Origin of the sequence: Asaia astilbis JCM 15831, from assembly GCF_000613845.1 — a bacterium.
GTDB lineage: Bacteria > Pseudomonadota > Alphaproteobacteria > Acetobacterales > Acetobacteraceae > Asaia > Asaia astilbis.
Window position 1 is genome coordinate 187,547 of the sequence record NZ_BAJT01000002.1, and the last position, 17,773, is coordinate 205,319.

Genomic DNA, 17,773 nt, shown 5'->3' on the forward strand with positions numbered 1-17,773 from the left:
AACACTGATCGCCTGCGTCGGCACTTGAAGGCTTCGGAGGAGCAATCCGTGAGCAATATCAAAATCTCTCCGAAAGAGAATTCAATCGACAGCTTTGATCTGTTCGATTTCATCATGACTGAGATCCGCTGCGAAAATGACGCCATAAATAGCAGACTTCAGGCCCTTCTCGGATCCCAGTCTTTTCTCGTCATTGCGTACGCGACAGCCCTGACAGGCTTTTACAGGGATGGCGCGACCAACCTTACGATATTGATCCCCTGCCTGTTCTGTCTACTGGGCTTTATGCTCGCGGTCATGGCGCTCGCCGGAATCCGGGCTGGATACGCCGCGATTTCGAAATGGGAGGGTCGCCAGCGGGAGCTGATTGCTCAAAACGCCATCTTCGGAAAGCTTACGCTGTTTTCAAACGAGGACGAGGCTTACGATACCGAGCGCAGGTCACAACGAGGCTCGATCTTCACGCACAAGGCCCCTCTCCTCTTCATGTTCGCCTGGACGGTTTTCTTTTCAATTCCGGCAATCCTTTTTGCCTTCAATTACTTAGATGGGCCGACTTTCAGGTAAAAAGCGATCACTACCCCCAAGGAGAACCTGATCGCCGGTCACCCTTTAGCAGGCGAGCGGGCTGATCAGATCTGCTCGCAAGAGTGAGCACCTAGAGCACGAGCGCTGGGAGATATCGGTACCGTCCCCGTAGAAGACACCAAGCGGACCACCCTAAAGGGCAGCAGCGATAGGGCTTAGAGACGTCGACGCTTCCTGTGTATCCTTAACGAGATAGGGCTCGGTCTTGCACGTTTGGAAGAAACGGCACCCCAGCGTCCCGGATCGGAACGGTAATTCGATTTACGCACTTTTGCCCTTCTCTTCTACGCGAATTTGATGGCAATCGTGCAGCTCTTCGTGACGCAACACTGCAAATCGGGCCAAATCCGTAGCCTCTGCGATTCAGAAAATATTAATTAGTTGGAATATCTAATCGGATCAGTATTTCACCCAATAAACCCGCTTATTTTTCCACCATTTACTCCAATGAATTCGTATCTAACGTAGTTTTAATTGTATGAAAATGATGTTTTTGTTCGATTGTCATCCTGGACTGTGTTAGCTCTCCCGAAAATCAAATTATCGTTACAAAGGTTAGCCACTCACTTCTGAGCCAAGCAGCATTCGGGATTTTCCTCATGAATTACGTCAGTGATCCGTCGTACGAAAAAACGATCGACTGCGTCGATTTGTTCGAGTTCTTCAGAGGTGAGGTCCGCTCAGAGAGCAATGCGATCAATTGCAGGCTTCAAGCGCTTCTTGGCTCACAATCCTTTCTCGTCATTGCTTACGCCACAGCGTTAACAGGCTTTCACAAGGATGGTGCGGTCGATCTTACGATCCTCGTTCCATGCCTGTTTTGTCTTCTCGGCTTCCTGCTTGCTCTTATGGCACTTCCGGGCATCCGAGCTGGTTATGCCTGCATTGAAAAATGGGAGAAAAAGCAAAGCGAGCTCATTTCTCGTAACGAACTTCTGGGAGATATGAGCCTCATCTCCACGAAAATTGAAGCTTACGATACAAGATGCAGAGCGCGACGCGCTGCCATGTTCACGCATCAGGCCCCGCTCCTTTTCCTTATCGCGTGGAGTATCTTTTTCCTTATCCCGTCGATTTTATTCGCTGGGCACCTATGGAGCTGCACGCGTGTTTACTGAATTTTCGATCTACGGATCCCCTGCCGTATGCCGCACGCTGCAAGATAACAAGCGGATCGTATCCGTCGAGGCTCAGCGCTCCTCTCTGAAATACGGCACGCCGAGTGCAGCCGGTGCAGCCATGACACGACGCAGGCCTGGTAGAAGCAATGCTGGGATGATCATGAACAGGATTGTGCCCAGATAAGGGGTCATGTTCAGGATCGGCGAAGGTACAGGCCATCCTTGCGCCTGACCGAAAAAGCTCAGTGACATGACCAGACCGAATAACAGCGATGATACCGCAGCGAGAACCGGACGATAGCCACAAAAAATAACCAGAGCGACCGCAATCCAGCCTCGTCCCGCAATCATCCCTTCTGACCAGACAGGCATCACCGAAAGGGTCATATCCGCTCCCGCGAGACCCGCCAGCGCTCCACCGGCAACCACCGCGCAAAGGCGGTATTTTTTTACCGGAATGCCAACCGCATCCGCCGCTCCCGGGTTCTCTCCAACAGCCCGAAGACTTAGACCGAGCCGCGTTCGAAACAGGATGACATGGCCTATCACCGGCAAGATCCCGAAGGCGAGATAGACGAACGGGCTCTGATTGAACAAAGCACCGATGACCGGCACCTGCGAGAGACCAGGGACAGGCCAGGAGGTGAATGTCGCTGACACAGGGAGGCCAGCGACGTCGTGACCGATCACAGCACTTAGCCCGAGACCGAGAAAGGTCAGGGCAATCCCGCACAGGGTCTGACTGGCTGACCCGCTTACGGTCGCCAACCCGAGAACCAGCGCGCCACCTGCACCAACGGCCAATGAGGCAAGGCAACCGAGCCAGGGCGAGGTTGACGCGTCCGCTGCCAGCACAGCTGTGACAGCACCCAGTGCCATCAAACCCTCGACACCGAGATTGATCACTCCGGCGCGTTCGGCAAGCACTTCGCCCTGCGCTGCCAATGCGAGGATGCTTCCATATGCGAGAGCATGGAGAACGAGAGAGATCCAGAGGGTCATTTCTGTGTCTCCAACTTCACATAAGCCGCAAGCTCGTCACTAACAGCAATCGCAAAAACAAGCAGACCCGTGATAGCGAGCACCGAGGAGGCGCTGACCTGAAGGGTTTGCAGCACGATCCCGGTATTCAGGATAACTGCCATCAAAAACGCGGCTGGAATAAGCGCGAACGCCGATTTTCGGGCCAGAAGCGCGACAACGATACCGAGATAGCCGTACCCATGCGCCAGCCCTCCCTGAAGGCGGTGCACCGTGCCGAGGACTTCCATCATGCCGCCAAGCCCTGCGAGGGCACCTGAAAACAACAGGGCCACAAAAATGCGCGGTGCGACGGATACACCTGCGTAATGGGCGGCCGTCGGGTTCGACCCACTCAAGGCGAGCTCATAGCCAAAGCGGCTGCGTCCGAGACTGAGACCCATCGCGACGACGATCACGAGACCGAGCACCCCGCCCCAGTGAACAACGCCATGAATGACGGGGAGCGCCACATGTAGCCGCTCGCTGGAAACCTGCGCGCCGGTTACACGATCCGCCCATGGTCCGGTGACCAGATAATAGACCATGAAAGAGGCGATGAAATTCAGCAGCAATGTCGTGATGATCTCACTGACCCCAAGCCAGGCACGACCCGCCGCAGGAACCGCACTCCATAAAGCTCCCGCAAGAAGACCCGCCAGTGCCGCAAGAGGGAGAGAAACGAGCGCTGACGCAGGAAGAAAAAGCCCGATAGCCGTTGCGGCTGTCGCTCCCGCGAGGAACTGCCCCTCTGCCCCGATATTCCACAACCCGGCACGCAATCCGAGCCAGACCGCGGCGCCGGTCATAAGCAGCGGTGTCATGTAAAGTGCCAGATCCTCAAGACCGAACTTGGTCCCGAAAGTGGAGGTGACCACGAGACGCGCCACCATACCCAGCTTCAGCCCGAGCATCGCAAGCACAACGGCAAGAACGACGAAAACAAAGCCCAGCGCCAGCAGACGCCCGATAAAAATACGCCTCGCGGGAACGACCGCAAGTCGGATACGTCGGCTCATCAGCCATGCTCCTTTTCACGACCGCTCATCAGCGCGCCGATACGGGCAAGATCAAAATCGTCTTTCTCCAGAACAGTCATCAATCTTCCGCCGCACAGCACGGCAATGCGGTCGCTCAGCGCCATCAGCTCATCGAGATCCTCCGAGATCAGCACGACTGCACGCCCTTCATCACGGATGTCGGCCAGTGTCTCCCGCATCACGGCGATCGCCCCGATATCGAGCCCCCGACTGGGATAGCTGGCAATGAGAGCACGATCACTGATCATGCGTTCTCTCGCGAGCACCAGTCGCTGTTGATTGCCTCCGGACAAGGCACGTATGGGCGTTGCCGGGTCAGACAGCGATACTTGCGCCCGTTCGAGCAGGGAACGGGTAAAACGCAGTGCTTCGGAGGCATGATAGACCAGCCGCCCGCCAATCGGGTGCTCGCGAAACACGCGCATCACAGTATTCTCTGTCACGCTCAGCGCCGGGGCCAACGCCTTGTGAAGGCGATCTTCCGGCACGTAACCGATGCCTGCCTCGCGGAAGGCTTTGGGGGACACTCCCCCCATTTCCTTACCGTCAACCAGGACGCGACCGCCCTGCGGCGCCTGCAGGCCTGCCAGGAGATCGGCCAGCTCGGACTGCCCATTTCCCGTCACGCCAGCCACACCAAGGATCTCTCCCACTCTGATATCAAGCGAAACGGGATGCAATCGCACTCTTCCCGCACCATCGCGACAGGAGACATTGTCGAGCCTGATGACGCAGGAATCTTTCTCCCGCGGGCTTTTGCGTGGATAAGCGCTCTTCTGTTCGACCGGACGGCCGATCATTTCGGTGACAAGTGTCGCCGGATCGATTGCGCTGACCTTATGTGTGCCCGCAACGCGACCATGACGTAGCACTGTCACCCGATCAGCCAGTGCCATGATTTCGTCCAGCTTGTGGCTGATCAGGATAACCGCTCCGCCACCATCACGAAAACGCCGCAAGGCAGCATAGAGCTCACCCACTTCCAGGGGACTGAGCACAGCCGTGGGTTCATCAAGGATCAGAAGGGAAGCGCCGCGCGACAGAACACGTAGAATTTCCACGCGCTGCTGCTCTCCCGCCGTCAGACTATCGATAGGTGCCGAAGCCTTGATGTCGAGCCCATAACGGGCGGCCTCAGCCTCGGCGCGACGCGCCATCTCGGAGGCTGAGAGCCACCGTCTTGTCTCTCGCCAGCCAAGTGCCAGATTTTCGGCCACCGTGAAGCGTGACACGAGCTTGAAATGCTGATGCACCATACCGATCCCTGCGGCGATCGCGGCCTCGGGACTATCGAACGAGACACCATATCCGTTCAGGATCAGCTCGCCCTCATCAGGTTGATAAAGCCCGGTCACGATATTCATCAGGGTCGATTTACCCGCCCCGTTTTCACCGAGAAGGGCATGGATTTCGCCGGGATAGAAATCGATCGAAACATCCTTGTTTGCGATCACGCCGGGAAAATATTTGGCGATCCCTGACAGGGTCAGAAGCGGAGGCGTGCCCGCAGGCAGATCAACAGGACGGCGATCGCCCGTAACAGACTGCTCAGACAAGACCGGACACTCCTTCGACCTGCCAGTTCCAGTGGTAGATGTCCCAGTCATTCATGGTCTGTCCGGCAGGGACACGGATTGTCCCGTTTGAATCCTTGATCGGCCCCGTGAAGGGAGACCAGCCTGCCAGCATCTTGTCTCGAACGGCGTCAGCTTCTCGCTGAATCGCAACAGGGACGCGTGCGCCCCAGCGGTCACGATCCACGCCGTTGCCGAGTGTCAGGAACGTGCCTTTGGGGCGCCATTGGCCCGCAAGCCGCGCTGCAATCGTCTCGCGGTAGTAGTTTTCGAAGTCGAGCACCACGGAACTCACATAGGCGTCAGGAGCGAACTGGCGCATATCCGTGTTCCACATCGCGGCCCAGACGCCACGCTCCTGCGCGACACGCAGATAGCCGGGATCGTCCATGATGCCGCACAGGAAATCGCAGCCACTATCGATCAAGGCCGCACCCGCCGAGGCGGCAGCCTGTGGATCGAACCAGGAATTGATTGAGATCACGCGCATCGTCGCTTGCGGATTGACCGAGCGCGCACCCAGCAAGGTCGCATTGGCGCTGGCGATGACGGAGGGCGTCGGGAATGACGCGACATACCCAAGACGCCCGTTACGACTAAGCCGAGCGGCCGCAACGCCGATGACATAGCTCGCATACCAATGGGTGATGTAATACCAGCCAAGATTACCGGAAACATTGGTCCCGTCGCATTCCAGAAACCCCACTTCAGGCGCCTGATCGGCAACGTCCTTGATGAAATCTCCGTAGGTCGAGGTGGAGATAACCATCTGCGCGCCCTCAGCGACGAATTGTCGGAAAAGACGCGTCGCATCGGCCGAGTAGGGAATACTCTCGACATAGAGCGAGCGCATTTTCGGGAAATGCTGCTTGAGCGCCCGTATCGCCTTGTCATGCATCTGCGTCCAGCCACCGTCATTGACAGGGCTGGTATGACCGAACGCGACAAGCAGATCCTGCTCTGCGATGGGCGCAAAACGTGATGCAGCACGTGCGACCGATGGCAGAGCCGCAAGCGGAGCTGATCTCAAAAGAGTGCGGCGGGTCAGGATCGCTGGAGACTTCAAGGACACAGGCGCAGCCCGGGTTTAAGAACCGTTTCGAGCAAGTCTATCCCTTTTCTGACGGAGAACCGGTTGCGGCATGACCAGCCCGAGACTTTCCCGATGTCGGATAAGCGCTGAGCCCACGAAAATGAAGCCTGGAGGTTATCTTCGCGCATCTGAAACGGATCCATAACGAAGGCAGATTTTTCGGCATGAAATCGTGCTTCATGACATGCCCCCTCTTCGAGTGGAGGCTCTTTAGCTTCAACGATTTCGACACGATGTGTGACACCCGCTGAGCTTATGAAACTGGCAACTCTCATGTTTGAAAGCTGACGGAGAGAGAGAAGACCATTCACGGCAGGAAACAGCCTTTTCCGAGAGACGAAGACAAGTCGCCCCTTGCCAAGCTTTGTGTGATGACATCGACCGGGATCAAACTGGTCATTCATTCTCCTTTCCGGTCACCACGACGACACCAATCCTGCCAGTAATAATTTTTTTGACAAGTGGACCTCGCTCATAAACACCATCACCATCGTAACGATCAGTCCAACGCGGCAAATTTCACTCTATTTACGCTGTTCAGATTTCGATAAAGTAATGGTTTTTATTCGAGACAACTCCCAGAAATCTGGTGCATAAAATTCCGCCGATCCCAAGATAACGAATAAACAGGAAATCCTGCTCTTCTGACGCTGATGATCGTCGCCTGCACACATCGCACGACAAAAACCGTTTCATGGCGCGCCCTTCACTATCGGGATCGTAGAGCGTCGTCCCGGGACTTGAATACTCGCCCCGTTCAGACCGAACAGAGGCTCAAGACGGACAAAAGATCACGAAGCCGAGAGGTCTCATCGCCGCCCCCTTGCGTAACGACCCTTGGCATCTCTGACACAGGGACGGTAGGGCGGACAGACGCTCTTGGATTGATATCAAATATCACCGAACGTCTGATTGCAAAGCTGCGGTCGATCGCAGAAGGTCTGGCAATCAACCATTTCTGTCTCCAGGTCGGGATACCGAGTTCCAATGAGTCACGACGCCCCCTTGATCGGTATCCTCGTCATTGGACTTGGCCTCGCTTCATTCTCGGTACGATCGCTCAGCGGATCCGCATCTCACCTCTGGTCGGCTATCTTCTTGCTGGGATTGCGTCGGGCCCTTCACCCCCGGCTTCGTCGCCGATCAGCCCCTCGCATCAGAGCTTTCGGAAATCGGCATCATTCTCCTGATGTTCGGCGTCGGACTGCATTTTTCTCTCAAAGATCTCATCTCTGTGCGTGCCATTGCCGTCCCGGGTGCCCTGCTTCAGGTCGTTGCCTCGGTCTCGATCGGAGCGGGTGTCGCCTGGATGCTCGGAATGTCGCTGGGCGCCTGCATCATCTTCGGCATCGCCCTGAGTGTCGCAAGTACCGTCGTTCTCTTGCGGACGCTACAGGAACAGCGCCTTATCGAGACTGAGCGCGGCCGACTCTCCGTGGGGTGGCTGGTCATTCAGGATCTGGTGACCGTTCTCGCGCTGGTTCTGCTTCCGCTTTTCACACCGCTCATGAAGAGTGGCGCGCATGAAGCGATCGACGTGCCGGGTCTCCTGCTCACCATTGCTCTCACCCTTGGCAAGGTCGCCGCTTCATGGCGCTTATGCTGGTCGTGGGGCGTCGCGTCATCCCAGCGGTTCTCCATTACGTGGCGCATACAGGCTCCCGCGAGCTTTTCCGGCTGGCCCTGCTTGCTCTGGCTCTGGGCGTCGCGTTTATCGCAACCGAGTGGTTCGATGTGTCCTTTGCGCTCGGTGCCTTCGTTGCCGGCATGGTGCTGAGTGAGTCCGAGCTCTCACACCGCGCTGCTGCTGAAACACTCCCGCTGCGTGACGCCTTTGCCGTGCTGTTCTTCATCTCCGTCGGCATGCTTTTTAACCCGCTTGTTCTGATCAGGCAGCCCTTCCCTCTCCTGCTCACGGTTCTGGTCATTCTCGTCGGAACACCGCTGGCCGTCATCATCATCCTGAGAACGCTCAGGCAGCCCTGGAACACCACTCTTTTCATTGCCAGTGGCCTTGCCCAGATCGGCGAGTTTTCCTTTATCCTTGCCGCACTGGGCATCAAGATGGGCGTTCTCGATGCCCGTGGGCAGGATCTGATTCTCGCGCCTCGATCCTCTCCATCCTGATCAACCCGTTCATTCTGATCGCAACCCAGAAGATCGAAGCCTGGATTACCCGCCACACCGTCACACCCCCCGTCTCGTGCAAGGAAGAAGCGGGCATTTTGCTTCCTCCCCCGGTTCCGACACAGCTCGTCGATCATGCCATCGTGGTCGGCTGCGGACGTGTAGGGCGGCTGGTGGTCGAGGGACTGACAAAAAGCGGCTGGCCTGTTCTGGTTGTCGAGACCGGTAAAATGGCTGATCCCTTCGCCTCCAGTGAAACAATAGAGCTTCTTCTCGGCAATGCCGCCGAAGCGCGAACGCTGAAAGCAATGAATCTCGACAAGGCAAGGCTGCTCATGGTCGCCATTCCCGAGCCCTTCGAGGCTGGTCAGATCATCGCTCAGGCCAGAGCAGCAAACCCGGACCTGACGATCATCGCGCGGGCGCATTTCGATAGCGCCGTCGAGCACCTGAAAGAACTGGGTGCCGATCATGTCATCATGGGAGAGCGCGAGATGGCACTCGCGATGCTTGCCATGAGCGCGGGAGATCTTCCCTTCGACACGCGTCCTCCCTTGGCCGATCCCTCCTCCGGCTTTGACGGTTCCGCGCAACCGGCATGAAAACCGGCCTCTTTGGCTGACCGGAACGGATCAGTTCAACGAACTGTGACCAAATGTGTCGATTGTGGCATTTTTGACATAGCCCGTGGCTGTGACGTTCCGACGCTTTTCATTTCACATTGCTGTCATATCTAAATCCGTAAACAGACCCTTAACAGTGACAAATGTCATGACGTCAAAGGCTGAAAACACGGGATCTCGCCCGTTTTTCGCTGAACTGGCGCCCGACATTGTAACCTTACGTTGCTGACCTTCGGTTTCTGGTTCGGAAGATCAACAGAATGTTTTCACGCACGGCGCTTCTCTTCGCCACCACGGCTTTGATGGCTTCGCTCCTCCCCGTCGCTCACGCTGAGACCCAGCCGGGCGGACACGCTTCTGGCAAGGCCAATGCTGCCGGTGCCGCACAGACCGGCAAGAAGAGCGCCGGGTCGAACGAGACCATTGCCCCTTCGATGCTGGGTGCCACGGCGCCTACTGACGAGCGCATTGAAGTAACAGGCCATACTTATGGTGATGGCGTGACCCGTCGCGCTTTCGGTGGCGGCCTCATGACGCCGTCTGACAGCCCGAAATCAGTGTCTGCCGTGACGCGTGATTACATTGCAAAGCAAAATCCGGCTCTTAACCCGATGCAGCTCATCGCGCTTCTTCCGGGCGCCAATGTGTCGGATACCGATCCGCTGGGCATGACAGGAGGCAATCTCTCGGTGCGCGGCCTGACTGAATCCCAGATGGGCTTCACGCTTGAAGGCTTCCCGATCAACGATATCGGTAATTTTGCGGTTTATCCGCAGGAAATCGTCGATGCCGAAAACCTGAAGACGATCCGCCTGGCCCAGGGCTCGGCCGATCTCGACAGCCCGCATATCAGCTCTTCTGGCGGCGTCGTCGACATGTACATGATCGACCCGAAGAACAAGATGGGAGGCATGGTCGACGTCACCTACGGGTCGTTCAACGCCACGCGTGGCTTCCTGCGTTTCGATACCGGCAAGATCGGTTCCACCAATCTGCGCGCTTATTTCTCCTACTCTCAGGGACGTCAGGATCATTGGCGCGGCCCGGGTTGGGACAACAAGAAGCACGGCGAAATGAAGATCGTGAACGACTGGGGCGACGGCAACCGCGTCTCGCTGGCCGTCGTTGGCAACAACATCCAGAACAACGCCTATCCCAATGTCTCCAAAGCGAGCTGGGACAAGTGGGGAACCGGCTTCAAGAACCCGATCGGCGGCAGCGGTCTCGCGTCAGGCGACCCGGTCAACACGGTCTATGACGCGAACTTCTACACGCCTGCGCGCGCTGGAGCGGTCAATTACTACAAGACGCGGCCGAACCCGTTCACCAATATCTATGCGTCAATGCCTTCGACGTTCAAGCTGAACGACCATCTCGTCCAGACAGAAACCCCGTATTTCTGGTACGGCTACGGTAATGGCGGTGGGGCCCAGTATACCGACATGTCCAAGTTTGTTTACGGCAAGCAGACGCTGGCCGGGACGGTCAACGGTGCTGGCAAGGGCATGCAGGTGCTTTACAACCCGTCTCTGACGGAGACCTACCGTCCGGGTGCGACCACCAAGCTGACACTAACGACTGGCATCAACCGTCTGATGATCGGTTACTGGTTCGAATACGCAAAGCAGCGGCAGTCTGCGCCGTACAGCTTTGTCGGAGCCGATGGAACGCCGCTCAGCCAGTGGGGTGATTCGAACAACGTTGTGCTCAGCAACGGTGAGAAGGCCCAGTACCGCAACACGCTGACGCAGACACAGGTTCACACGCCCTTTATCGGTGACAGCCTGTCCCTTCTGCATGGCAAGCTCACAATCGATGCGGGTCTGAAATATTCGATCGTCAAGCGTTCGGGAACGAACTATCTGCCGGACACACGCAATAAATACGTGTCGACCAATTACAACCAGGCCCTGCCAACGGCAGCCGTGCGCTACAAGATCGACAGCCATAATCAGATCTTTGTCTCGGTGGCGACGAATTTCCGTATGCCGCAGAACTATGCGCTTTACGACGCTGGCAGCTTCAACCAGAGAACCGGTCTTTATTCGACACAGGCCAATCCGGACCAGAAAGCCGAAATCTCGATCTCTGAAGAGGCCGGCTGGCGCTATCAGGACGATCTGATTTCGACCTCGCTCACCTACTTCCACTACAACTTCACGAACCGTCTCTACACGCAGTCCGTCCAGGACGGCATCTCCGGCTCGTTCTACACGACCAACATCAATGCGGGCGGCATGCATTCCGATGGCTTCGATGCGGAAATCGGCACGCGTCCGATCCACAATATCCGCCCGTATGTCTCGGTTGAGTATCTTCATGCGGTGACGGACAGCAACCTTCCTGCAGGGTCGGGTGCCGGTGCCGATTATGTGCGCAGCAAAGGCAAGAAGGCGCCGCAGGCTCCGGATTGGCAGGTCGGCTTTGGTCTCGATTACGACGACGGCACGCGTTTCGCCAATTTCAACCTGAAATACGTGGCGCGCCAGTATGCAACATTCATGAACGACCAGAGTATTCCCGGTTATGTGCGTATGAATGTCGGCCTCGGCTACCGTTTCCCGAAGGTCAGCATTTTCAAGAGCCCGGTTCTGCGTCTGAATCTTCAGAACATCAGCGACAACCGCTACCTGAACTGGATCCAGTCTCCGCAGGCGAACGCTCAGGCAACAACGGGTGTCTTCGGCAAGACGGTTTCCGGATCGGTCCCGACCTACAAGATCGCCTCGCCCTTCGCGGCACTCGCAACCCTGTCGAGCGACTTCTAAGCTGCTCGAAATCCCCTCCCGGTCAGCGGGAGGGGAAGCCGCTACCGAGGCGACGAGGCCCGGGGTGTACGCCAGCCGATCAGGTTCTCTATCTCGCAAAATGTGCTCGCAGTTTCACCCATTCATGATCGCGAATTTGTAAAACAACCCACAAATCTCGTGATATAGCTATCCCACACCAATCGTGACGGGGTATCGACTCCCTGACACGTAACAGGGAGTCCTGAACGAATGAACCTGACGAGAAGAACCGCTTTGGCGGCGATTGGCGCGGCTGCACTCTTGCCACGCTCCCCTCGGGCCGCATCGGTAATCAGAATTGGTTACCAGCGATACAGCACGCTTATTCTGACGAAGCATCTCGGGCTTCTGGAAAAAGCGCTTGCGTCTAAGGGTGTCACCGTGAGCTGGGCAGAGTTTGTGGCTGGCCCCCAGCTTCTTCAGGCTCTCGCTGCAGGGGCAATCGATCTCGGGCAGACAGGCGATGCCCCTCCCGTCTTTGCAGAAGCATCCCAACCCGGCGGACTGGTCTATCTCGGCTATGAGCCACCGGCTCCGGACGCCGAGGCAATCCTCGTTCTCAAAGACAGCGCGATCCAGAAGGTTTCCGACCTCAAGGGCAAACATGTCGCGCTCAACCGCGGGTCAAATGTCCACTGGTTTTTACTTGAGGCCTTGCGCAAAGCCGGTCTCAGCATCCACGATATTCATGTCAGCTATCTGACACCGCCTGCCGCGCGCGCGGCGTTCGAGAACGGCCATCTCGATGCGTGGGCGATCTGGGATCCCTATCTCTCAAGCGCCCTGAACGACGAGACACGCATCCTCACAACGGCTGAGGACATTGTCCCCAATCGCGAGTTTTTCCTCCTCAGCAAACCCTTCGCCGAGCAGAGAAAGGATATGATCCCGGTTCTATCCGATGCCATCGCGCAGACGGATGTCTGGGCCATGGCGAACAAGGATGCCGTTGCCCAGATCTTTGCCAAGGAAACAGGTCTTGCGCTGGACGCTGTCAGACACGCTCTGTCCACGCGTCATTTCGGTTTTCATCCGATGGATTCCGGCATGGTGGCGGAGCAGACCCACCTCGCTGACAGCCTTCAGAAGGCGGGCCTGATCCCGAATGCACCAGCCGTGAGCACGCTCCTTTAAGGGAGCGTTGCGTCAGACCGAGACGCCAAGCGCGCCGAGGAGGCGCTCACGCAGCGCCTCGAAGGCAGGATCTGCGTGACGCCGCGGGCGGGCCATCGGGATTTCGACTTCTGTACGGATTTCACCGCGCTCAAGCACCAGAGCGCGGTCTGCGAGAGCAAGTGCCTCGTCGACGTCATGCGTCACGAGAAGAACCGCGCAATTGTGCTTTTTCCAGAGATCGAGCACCAGTTTCTGCATGCGCAGACGCGTCAGTGCATCCAGAGCGGCAAAAGGCTCGTCCAGCATCAGGAGCTGGGGCTCACGAATGAGCGCACGCGCCAGAGCTGCGCGCTGCGCCTCACCGCCAGAAAGAGTCAGAGGCCATGCTTCCGTGCGGTGACCGAGACCCACTTCCTGCAGAATGGTGCCTGCCTGCTGATCCCATTCTTTCCCGTCGAGCCCGAGCGTGACATTGTCTCGCACGCTCTTCCAGGGGAGCAGGCGATGCTCCTGAAACACGACCGAGACGTTTTTGGGACGCTGGATCTGCCCTTCGTCAACTGGGTCGAGCCCTGCAAGCGCTCTGAGTAGAGTCGATTTACCCGAGCCGCTATGGCCCAGAAGAGCGACGAATTCACCCGGAGCAATATCGAGGTTCAGGTTGCGAAGAACCGTCGACTCCCCGAAACGGCGCGTAAAGTGACGGATGCTGACCGCGTTATCTGCAATCGCAGTATCAACGTCAGGGCGCAGCGCTGAAGCAACGGCCATTAGCGTGTTCCCCCATTCGGCAGGCGACGGCCGCGCCAGACAAGAAGGCGTCCTTCCGCAAGGCGCACGAGCTGGTCCGAGAGCAGACCAAGAACCGCATAAACCGCAAGGCCGACCAGAATGATGTCTGTCCGAAGGAAGTCTTCAGCATCCATCATCATGTGCCCGATGCCGCTCTCTGCATTGACCTGCTCGGCAACGACAAGCATCAGCCATGAAATGCCCACGGCAAAACGAATGCCGACCAGCAGATCCGGCAATGCGCCGGGGATGACGATATCTCGGATGGTCTTCCAGCGTGACAGACCCAGCGTCTTGGCGAGTTCCAGAAGCTTGGGGTCGATCCCCCGGATGCCCTTGTAAAGATTGAGGTAAACAGGAAACTTCACACCGAGCGCGACGAGCAGGATCTTGGGCAGCTCGCCAATGCCGAACCAGAGAATAAACAAAGGAACGAGCGCAAGGGCTGGCAACGTGCGTGCCATCTGCATCGGCGCATCGACCAGATCCTCACCAAGACGCGAAAGCCCTGCGATGAGAGCCAGAACGACACCAATGCCAATACCCAGAGCAAGCCCGGCAGCGGCCCGACCGAGCGACACCAGCAAATTCTGAGGCAGTGTCTTGTCGAGTGTCAGAGACCAGGCAGTCTCAAGAATCTGGATCGGCGATGCGAGCAGACGCGTGGGGATTAATCCCGCCTGCGCCCCGATCTGCCACAAGACAAGAAGAACGATCACCGACAGGTAGCGACGGCAGAGCGACAGGAACCCGCCAAATCGGAGCCCCGTCGGGCGCATCGACGCGCGTGCGGGAAACAGGTTCATGACCAGCTCGACCATTCCACATTCCTTAAAAGTGATATATACTGAGGTTAGATAAAAATATCGCTCTCGTCAGTTAAATTTTTCATATATCGACCTTAAGCGTTATTTGCTTCCCTCATCGTCCGCGTATGTCTCAGAAATTCTTCATGATTTCAGACCTTTTCCGCCTTCGAGCCAGATTCCCGCAGCGCGTCACGCGTGCATTTCTCGCGACTTTTGCGGCTTTGAGCTGTGGAATTGGCCCTGCTTATGCCTCTGATCCCCTGATTGTGGCCGATCAACGCGGGGTGCTCAGAGCCCTTCTACAGGCTGCGCATGTGGATCAGGATATCGGTTTCGATCTGCATTGGGTCGAGTTCGATGCGGCCGCCCCGCTGCTTCAGGCAATGGGTGCCGGGGCTGTCGATATCGGCATTGCAGGGGATGGTCCCTATCTATTTGCATGGGCCGCAGGGATCCCGGCACGGGCGGTTTTGCTGCTTCCGCCGCGCGGCGGCGGCCATATGACGGCGATCGTCGTCCCGAAAGACAGCCCGATCCACAACCTCAAGGATCTGGCAGGAAAGAAAATCGCCACGGGCCGTGGCTCTATCGGTCATCTTCTGGCGCTGAGTCTGCTGCAGGACGGGACGGCTCTCCGACCTGCCTACGTCTTTCTCCCCCCGTCCCAGGCCAAAACGGCACTGGATTCAGGCGCGGTGGAGGCCTGGGCAACCTGGGAGCCTTACATCACGCTCGCGGCAGCCCAGACCGGCGCTCGCGTTGTGGCGGACGGACAGGGTGTGATGCCCAATAATGGTTTGATGGTTGCGAGCAACGCGGCAATCGCGGGCAAGAAGGCCCAGATACAGGCGCTGCTCAAGCGTATTACCCAGGCCTACGGGTGGAGCAGCTCACACCCGGACGAGTTTGCCGCGCTTCTCTCTCGTCAGACCGGTCTGCCCGTGGGTGTTGCAACCAAGGTCGCGCGCGAACAGATCACGATACCCGCTGCCATCACCCCGGCGACCATCGCCGAAGAGGCGCATGTCATCGACACCTATAAACAGGCCCATCTGATCGACGTAAAAGCGCCTCTCGCTCAGGCGTTCGACACCGGCTTCACCCCATGAACCAAAAGGCGCTGCCTCACGCCTTACACGACCATGCCGCTGATCTTGTCGTTCTGGGTGGAGGGCTCTCCGGCTGCTGGGCTGCGCTGACGGCAGCGCGCTCGGGCGCGAAGGTCAGTCTTTTTGAAAAAGGCTATTGCGGCACATCGGGCGTGGCCGCCCCTGCTGGTCCAGGCCATTGGTGGGTCCCTCCTTTGCCTGGCGCCAGAGAAGACGCCGTCGCCGCCCGCCTCTCCAAAGCAAAAGGTCTCGGCGACGGTCAGTGGATGCATCGCATCATCGAGCGCACCTGGCAGAATTTGCCCGATATCGGCCGCTATTACGCTTACGAACCTGACGATGATAACAGAATACGTCTGAACGCCCTGCGTGGCCCTGAATATCTCAACGCCTTGCGCCGCTATTGCCTTGCAATGGGGGTGACAATCTTCGACCACAGCCCCGTCCTGTCATTGCTGCGGGATTCAACAGGCCGCGTAGCCGGTGCCTTCGGTGCCCATCTGCAGGGTACTCAGGGCCTTTATCGAGCCCGGGCGAACGCCGTTATTCTCGCTTCAGGCGGCTGCGCCTTTCAGTCGCGCCTGCTCGGCGCCGCCAATAACACAGGCGACGGCCATTTTATGGCTGCGGAACTCGGTGCGCAGTTCTCCGGCATGGAATTCTCCTCGATCTTCAGCGTCGTACCCAAGAACACCACCATGTCCCGTTCCATGATCTACAGCTTTGCCCGCTATTTCGACACGCATGGCCGCGAGATTGCACCAGATGCTCAGGGTCAGGCCTCTCTTGGCCTCGCCGAAGCTCTGGCAGCCGGACCGGTCTATTGCGATCTGAGCCGTGTCCCTCAGGACATCAGGGCGCAACTCCCTCTCATTTCACCCAATGTGATGCTGCCGTTCAGACGTCAGGGCATCGATCCATTCAAGGATCGTTTCGAAATTGATCTTGTCGGCGAGGGAACGATCCGCGGTGTGGGCGGCATCAAACTGGCCGGCCCCAACTGCGAGAGCGGTCTTGAGGGGCTCTTCGCCACAGGTGACATCGCCTCGCGCGAGGCCGTCACAGGGCCGATCAGTGGTGGCGGCGCCGTCAACGCCGCATGGGCGCTGGCCTCCGGGTGCCTCGCGGCGGAGGCTGCTCTTTCTACCGATCGCAGGACGCCCCGAAGGCTGGACCTGCCTGGCAGGGCCAAGCCCAAAACTTCAGCCGCCTTTTCTTCTGAGAGCCACCGCGCGATCCGCACAGGCGTGCAGCGTGAGATGCTGGACGCGTCTCGTCAGCTTTCCAGAAGGGCATCGCATCTGAAGCGCTCTCTCACGACACTCGATACGCTGTGGAGTCAGAGTGCCCCCTCGCCTGCTGACGCAAGCCTGCAAAATCTGAAGCGTGACCGCGAAACGCAGGCAATGCTTGCCGTAGCACGGTGGTGCACCTCGAGCGCGCTGGAGCGAACAGAGAGCCTCGGCATGCATCGCCGTGCCGATGAGCCCGAGCTGAAAGAGCCCGTCAAACCCTATCACGTTCTGAGCGGAGGACTGAACGAGGTCCGTAGCTGGCGAGAAGAGGCGTTCTCATGATCGAGCTCATCTTGGCGGAGCGTTGCACAGGATGCGGCACCTGCATTTCGATCTGCCCAAGTAACGTCTTCGAGCCGTCATCGGGGGCAGTCCCGATGATCGTGCGACAGGAGGACTGCCAGACCTGCTTTTTGTGCGAACTTTATTGCGAGACAGACGCCCTCTACGTGCATCCTGATGCGACTGGCCATGTCCCTTCGCCCGACACTCTCACGCCGCCCGGGGATTATCGTCGCGACTCAGGCTGGGGAAGCTGGCTGAAGACCCCCGTTACCGCAACGAGCACTGGCGCATGGGCGATGTATTCGCACGCGCAAGAAAACCCTCTTGAAGAACAGTTATGAGACTATTGAGCAATACTCGCTAAAACCCCAAGCGAAAACACGACATGGTTT

At 57.8% G+C, this 17,773-nt stretch carries 15 protein-coding genes and 1 pseudogene; 10 read left to right on the forward strand and 6 right to left on the reverse strand.

The genetic code is table 11. From position 1 onward, the window contains the following. The first annotated feature begins 24 nt into the window (after positions 1 to 24). On the forward strand, positions 25 to 567 hold the full coding sequence (locus JCM15831_RS02270) for a hypothetical protein (protein WP_156938704.1): 543 nt from the start codon (positions 25 to 27) through the stop codon (positions 565 to 567). A 620-nt stretch (positions 568 to 1,187) separates the two neighbouring features. Continuing rightward, a complete protein-coding gene (locus tag JCM15831_RS02275; protein WP_025822430.1) occupies positions 1,188 to 1,706 on the forward strand; it encodes a hypothetical protein in 519 nt (172 codons plus the stop codon). Positions 1,707 to 1,778: 72 nt separating this feature from the next. Here the strand turns inward: JCM15831_RS02275 and JCM15831_RS02280 are convergent, their stop codons facing one another. Genes JCM15831_RS02280 through JCM15831_RS02295 form a run of 4 tightly spaced genes read right to left on the reverse strand, consistent with a single transcriptional unit; the run spans position 1,779 to position 6,415 of the window. Then, positions 1,779 to 2,711: an ABC transporter permease gene (locus JCM15831_RS02280; protein ID WP_025822432.1), complete on the reverse strand. Its 933-nt coding sequence runs from the start codon at positions 2,709 to 2,711 to the stop codon at positions 1,779 to 1,781. Continuing rightward, positions 2,708 to 3,748, reverse strand: coding sequence for an ABC transporter permease (locus tag JCM15831_RS02285; RefSeq protein WP_025822434.1), 1,041 nt, complete (start codon positions 3,746 to 3,748; stop codon positions 2,708 to 2,710). The genes JCM15831_RS02280 and JCM15831_RS02285 overlap by 4 nt, the downstream gene beginning before the upstream one ends. Then, entirely contained in the window at positions 3,748 to 5,325 is a 1,578-nt protein-coding gene (locus JCM15831_RS02290; protein ID WP_025822436.1) for an ABC transporter ATP-binding protein, read from the reverse strand. The genes JCM15831_RS02285 and JCM15831_RS02290 overlap by 1 nt, the downstream gene beginning before the upstream one ends. Continuing rightward, entirely contained in the window at positions 5,318 to 6,415 is a 1,098-nt protein-coding gene (locus JCM15831_RS02295) for a BMP family ABC transporter substrate-binding protein (RefSeq protein WP_025822438.1), read from the reverse strand. Before JCM15831_RS02295 ends, JCM15831_RS02290 begins: the two co-directional genes overlap by 8 nt. 1,051 nt (positions 6,416 to 7,466) lie before the next feature. Here JCM15831_RS02295 and JCM15831_RS23200 point away from each other — a divergent pair. From JCM15831_RS23200 to JCM15831_RS02330, 5 genes and pseudogenes are all read left to right on the forward strand, one after another. Next, a pseudogene (locus JCM15831_RS23200) lies at positions 7,467 to 7,937 on the forward strand (cation:proton antiporter domain-containing protein); the annotation flags it as partial. 98 nt (positions 7,938 to 8,035) lie between these two features. Next, entirely contained in the window at positions 8,036 to 8,563 is a 528-nt protein-coding gene (locus JCM15831_RS23205; RefSeq protein WP_269530277.1) for a cation:proton antiporter domain-containing protein, read from the forward strand. A gap of 98 nt (positions 8,564 to 8,661) precedes the next feature. Then, positions 8,662 to 9,165, forward strand: coding sequence for an NAD-binding protein (locus JCM15831_RS22225; RefSeq protein ID WP_025822448.1), 504 nt, complete (start codon positions 8,662 to 8,664; stop codon positions 9,163 to 9,165). 281 nt (positions 9,166 to 9,446) lie between these two features. Beyond that, positions 9,447 to 11,954: a TonB-dependent receptor gene (locus JCM15831_RS02325; RefSeq protein WP_025822450.1), complete on the forward strand. Its 2,508-nt coding sequence runs from the start codon at positions 9,447 to 9,449 to the stop codon at positions 11,952 to 11,954. A 231-nt stretch (positions 11,955 to 12,185) separates the two neighbouring features. Continuing rightward, a complete protein-coding gene (locus JCM15831_RS02330) occupies positions 12,186 to 13,109 on the forward strand; it encodes an aliphatic sulfonate ABC transporter substrate-binding protein (RefSeq protein ID WP_025822452.1) in 924 nt (307 codons plus the stop codon). A gap of 12 nt (positions 13,110 to 13,121) precedes the next feature. Here the strand turns inward: JCM15831_RS02330 and JCM15831_RS02335 are convergent, their stop codons facing one another. After that, a complete protein-coding gene (locus JCM15831_RS02335; protein WP_025822454.1) occupies positions 13,122 to 13,862 on the reverse strand; it encodes an ABC transporter ATP-binding protein in 741 nt (246 codons plus the stop codon). Beyond that, positions 13,862 to 14,662 (reverse strand): ABC transporter permease, encoded by an 801-nt coding sequence (locus tag JCM15831_RS02340; RefSeq protein ID WP_035773720.1) that lies wholly within the window; start codon positions 14,660 to 14,662, stop codon positions 13,862 to 13,864. The genes JCM15831_RS02335 and JCM15831_RS02340 overlap by 1 nt, the downstream gene beginning before the upstream one ends. 173 nt (positions 14,663 to 14,835) lie before the next feature. Between JCM15831_RS02340 and JCM15831_RS02345 the strand changes: the two genes are divergently transcribed. The 3 genes from JCM15831_RS02345 to JCM15831_RS15980 are packed head-to-tail and all read left to right on the forward strand — an operon-like array spanning position 14,836 to position 17,722. Next, positions 14,836 to 15,801, forward strand: a complete 966-nt coding sequence (locus JCM15831_RS02345) for an aliphatic sulfonate ABC transporter substrate-binding protein (RefSeq protein WP_025822458.1) — start codon at positions 14,836 to 14,838, stop codon at positions 15,799 to 15,801. Then, complete coding sequence (locus tag JCM15831_RS02350) at positions 15,798 to 17,378, forward strand: FAD-dependent oxidoreductase (RefSeq protein ID WP_025822460.1); 1,581 nt, start codon at positions 15,798 to 15,800, stop codon at positions 17,376 to 17,378. Before JCM15831_RS02345 ends, JCM15831_RS02350 begins: the two co-directional genes overlap by 4 nt. Further along, positions 17,375 to 17,722 carry a 4Fe-4S dicluster domain-containing protein gene (locus JCM15831_RS15980; protein ID WP_232227946.1) on the forward strand — a complete coding sequence of 116 codons (348 nt, stop codon included), beginning with the start codon at positions 17,375 to 17,377 and terminating at the stop codon, positions 17,720 to 17,722. The genes JCM15831_RS02350 and JCM15831_RS15980 overlap by 4 nt, the downstream gene beginning before the upstream one ends. Positions 17,723 to 17,773 lie beyond the last annotated feature (51 nt).

Excerpts from the sequence above, each read along its gene's own strand:
- JCM15831_RS02345 (WP_025822458.1), top strand. The coding sequence starts at position 14,836 with ATGATTTCAGACCTTTTCCGCCTTCGAGCCAGATTCCCGCAGCGCGTC.
- JCM15831_RS02340 (WP_035773720.1), bottom strand. The coding sequence starts at position 14,662 with ATGCGCCCGACGGGGCTCCGATTTGGCGGGTTCCTGTCGCTCTGCCGT.
- JCM15831_RS02285 (WP_025822434.1), bottom strand. The coding sequence starts at position 3,748 with ATGAGCCGACGTATCCGACTTGCGGTCGTTCCCGCGAGGCGTATTTTT.
- JCM15831_RS02280 (WP_025822432.1), bottom strand. The coding sequence starts at position 2,711 with ATGACCCTCTGGATCTCTCTCGTTCTCCATGCTCTCGCATATGGAAGC.
- JCM15831_RS15980 (WP_232227946.1), top strand. The coding sequence starts at position 17,375 with ATGATCGAGCTCATCTTGGCGGAGCGTTGCACAGGATGCGGCACCTGC.
- JCM15831_RS02330 (WP_025822452.1), top strand. The coding sequence starts at position 12,186 with ATGAACCTGACGAGAAGAACCGCTTTGGCGGCGATTGGCGCGGCTGCA.
- JCM15831_RS02325 (WP_025822450.1), top strand. The coding sequence starts at position 9,447 with ATGTTTTCACGCACGGCGCTTCTCTTCGCCACCACGGCTTTGATGGCT.
- JCM15831_RS02335 (WP_025822454.1), bottom strand. The coding sequence starts at position 13,862 with ATGGCCGTTGCTTCAGCGCTGCGCCCTGACGTTGATACTGCGATTGCA.
- JCM15831_RS23205 (WP_269530277.1), top strand. The coding sequence starts at position 8,036 with ATGCTGGTCGTGGGGCGTCGCGTCATCCCAGCGGTTCTCCATTACGTG.
- JCM15831_RS02350 (WP_025822460.1), top strand. The coding sequence starts at position 15,798 with ATGAACCAAAAGGCGCTGCCTCACGCCTTACACGACCATGCCGCTGAT.
- JCM15831_RS02275 (WP_025822430.1), top strand. The coding sequence starts at position 1,188 with ATGAATTACGTCAGTGATCCGTCGTACGAAAAAACGATCGACTGCGTC.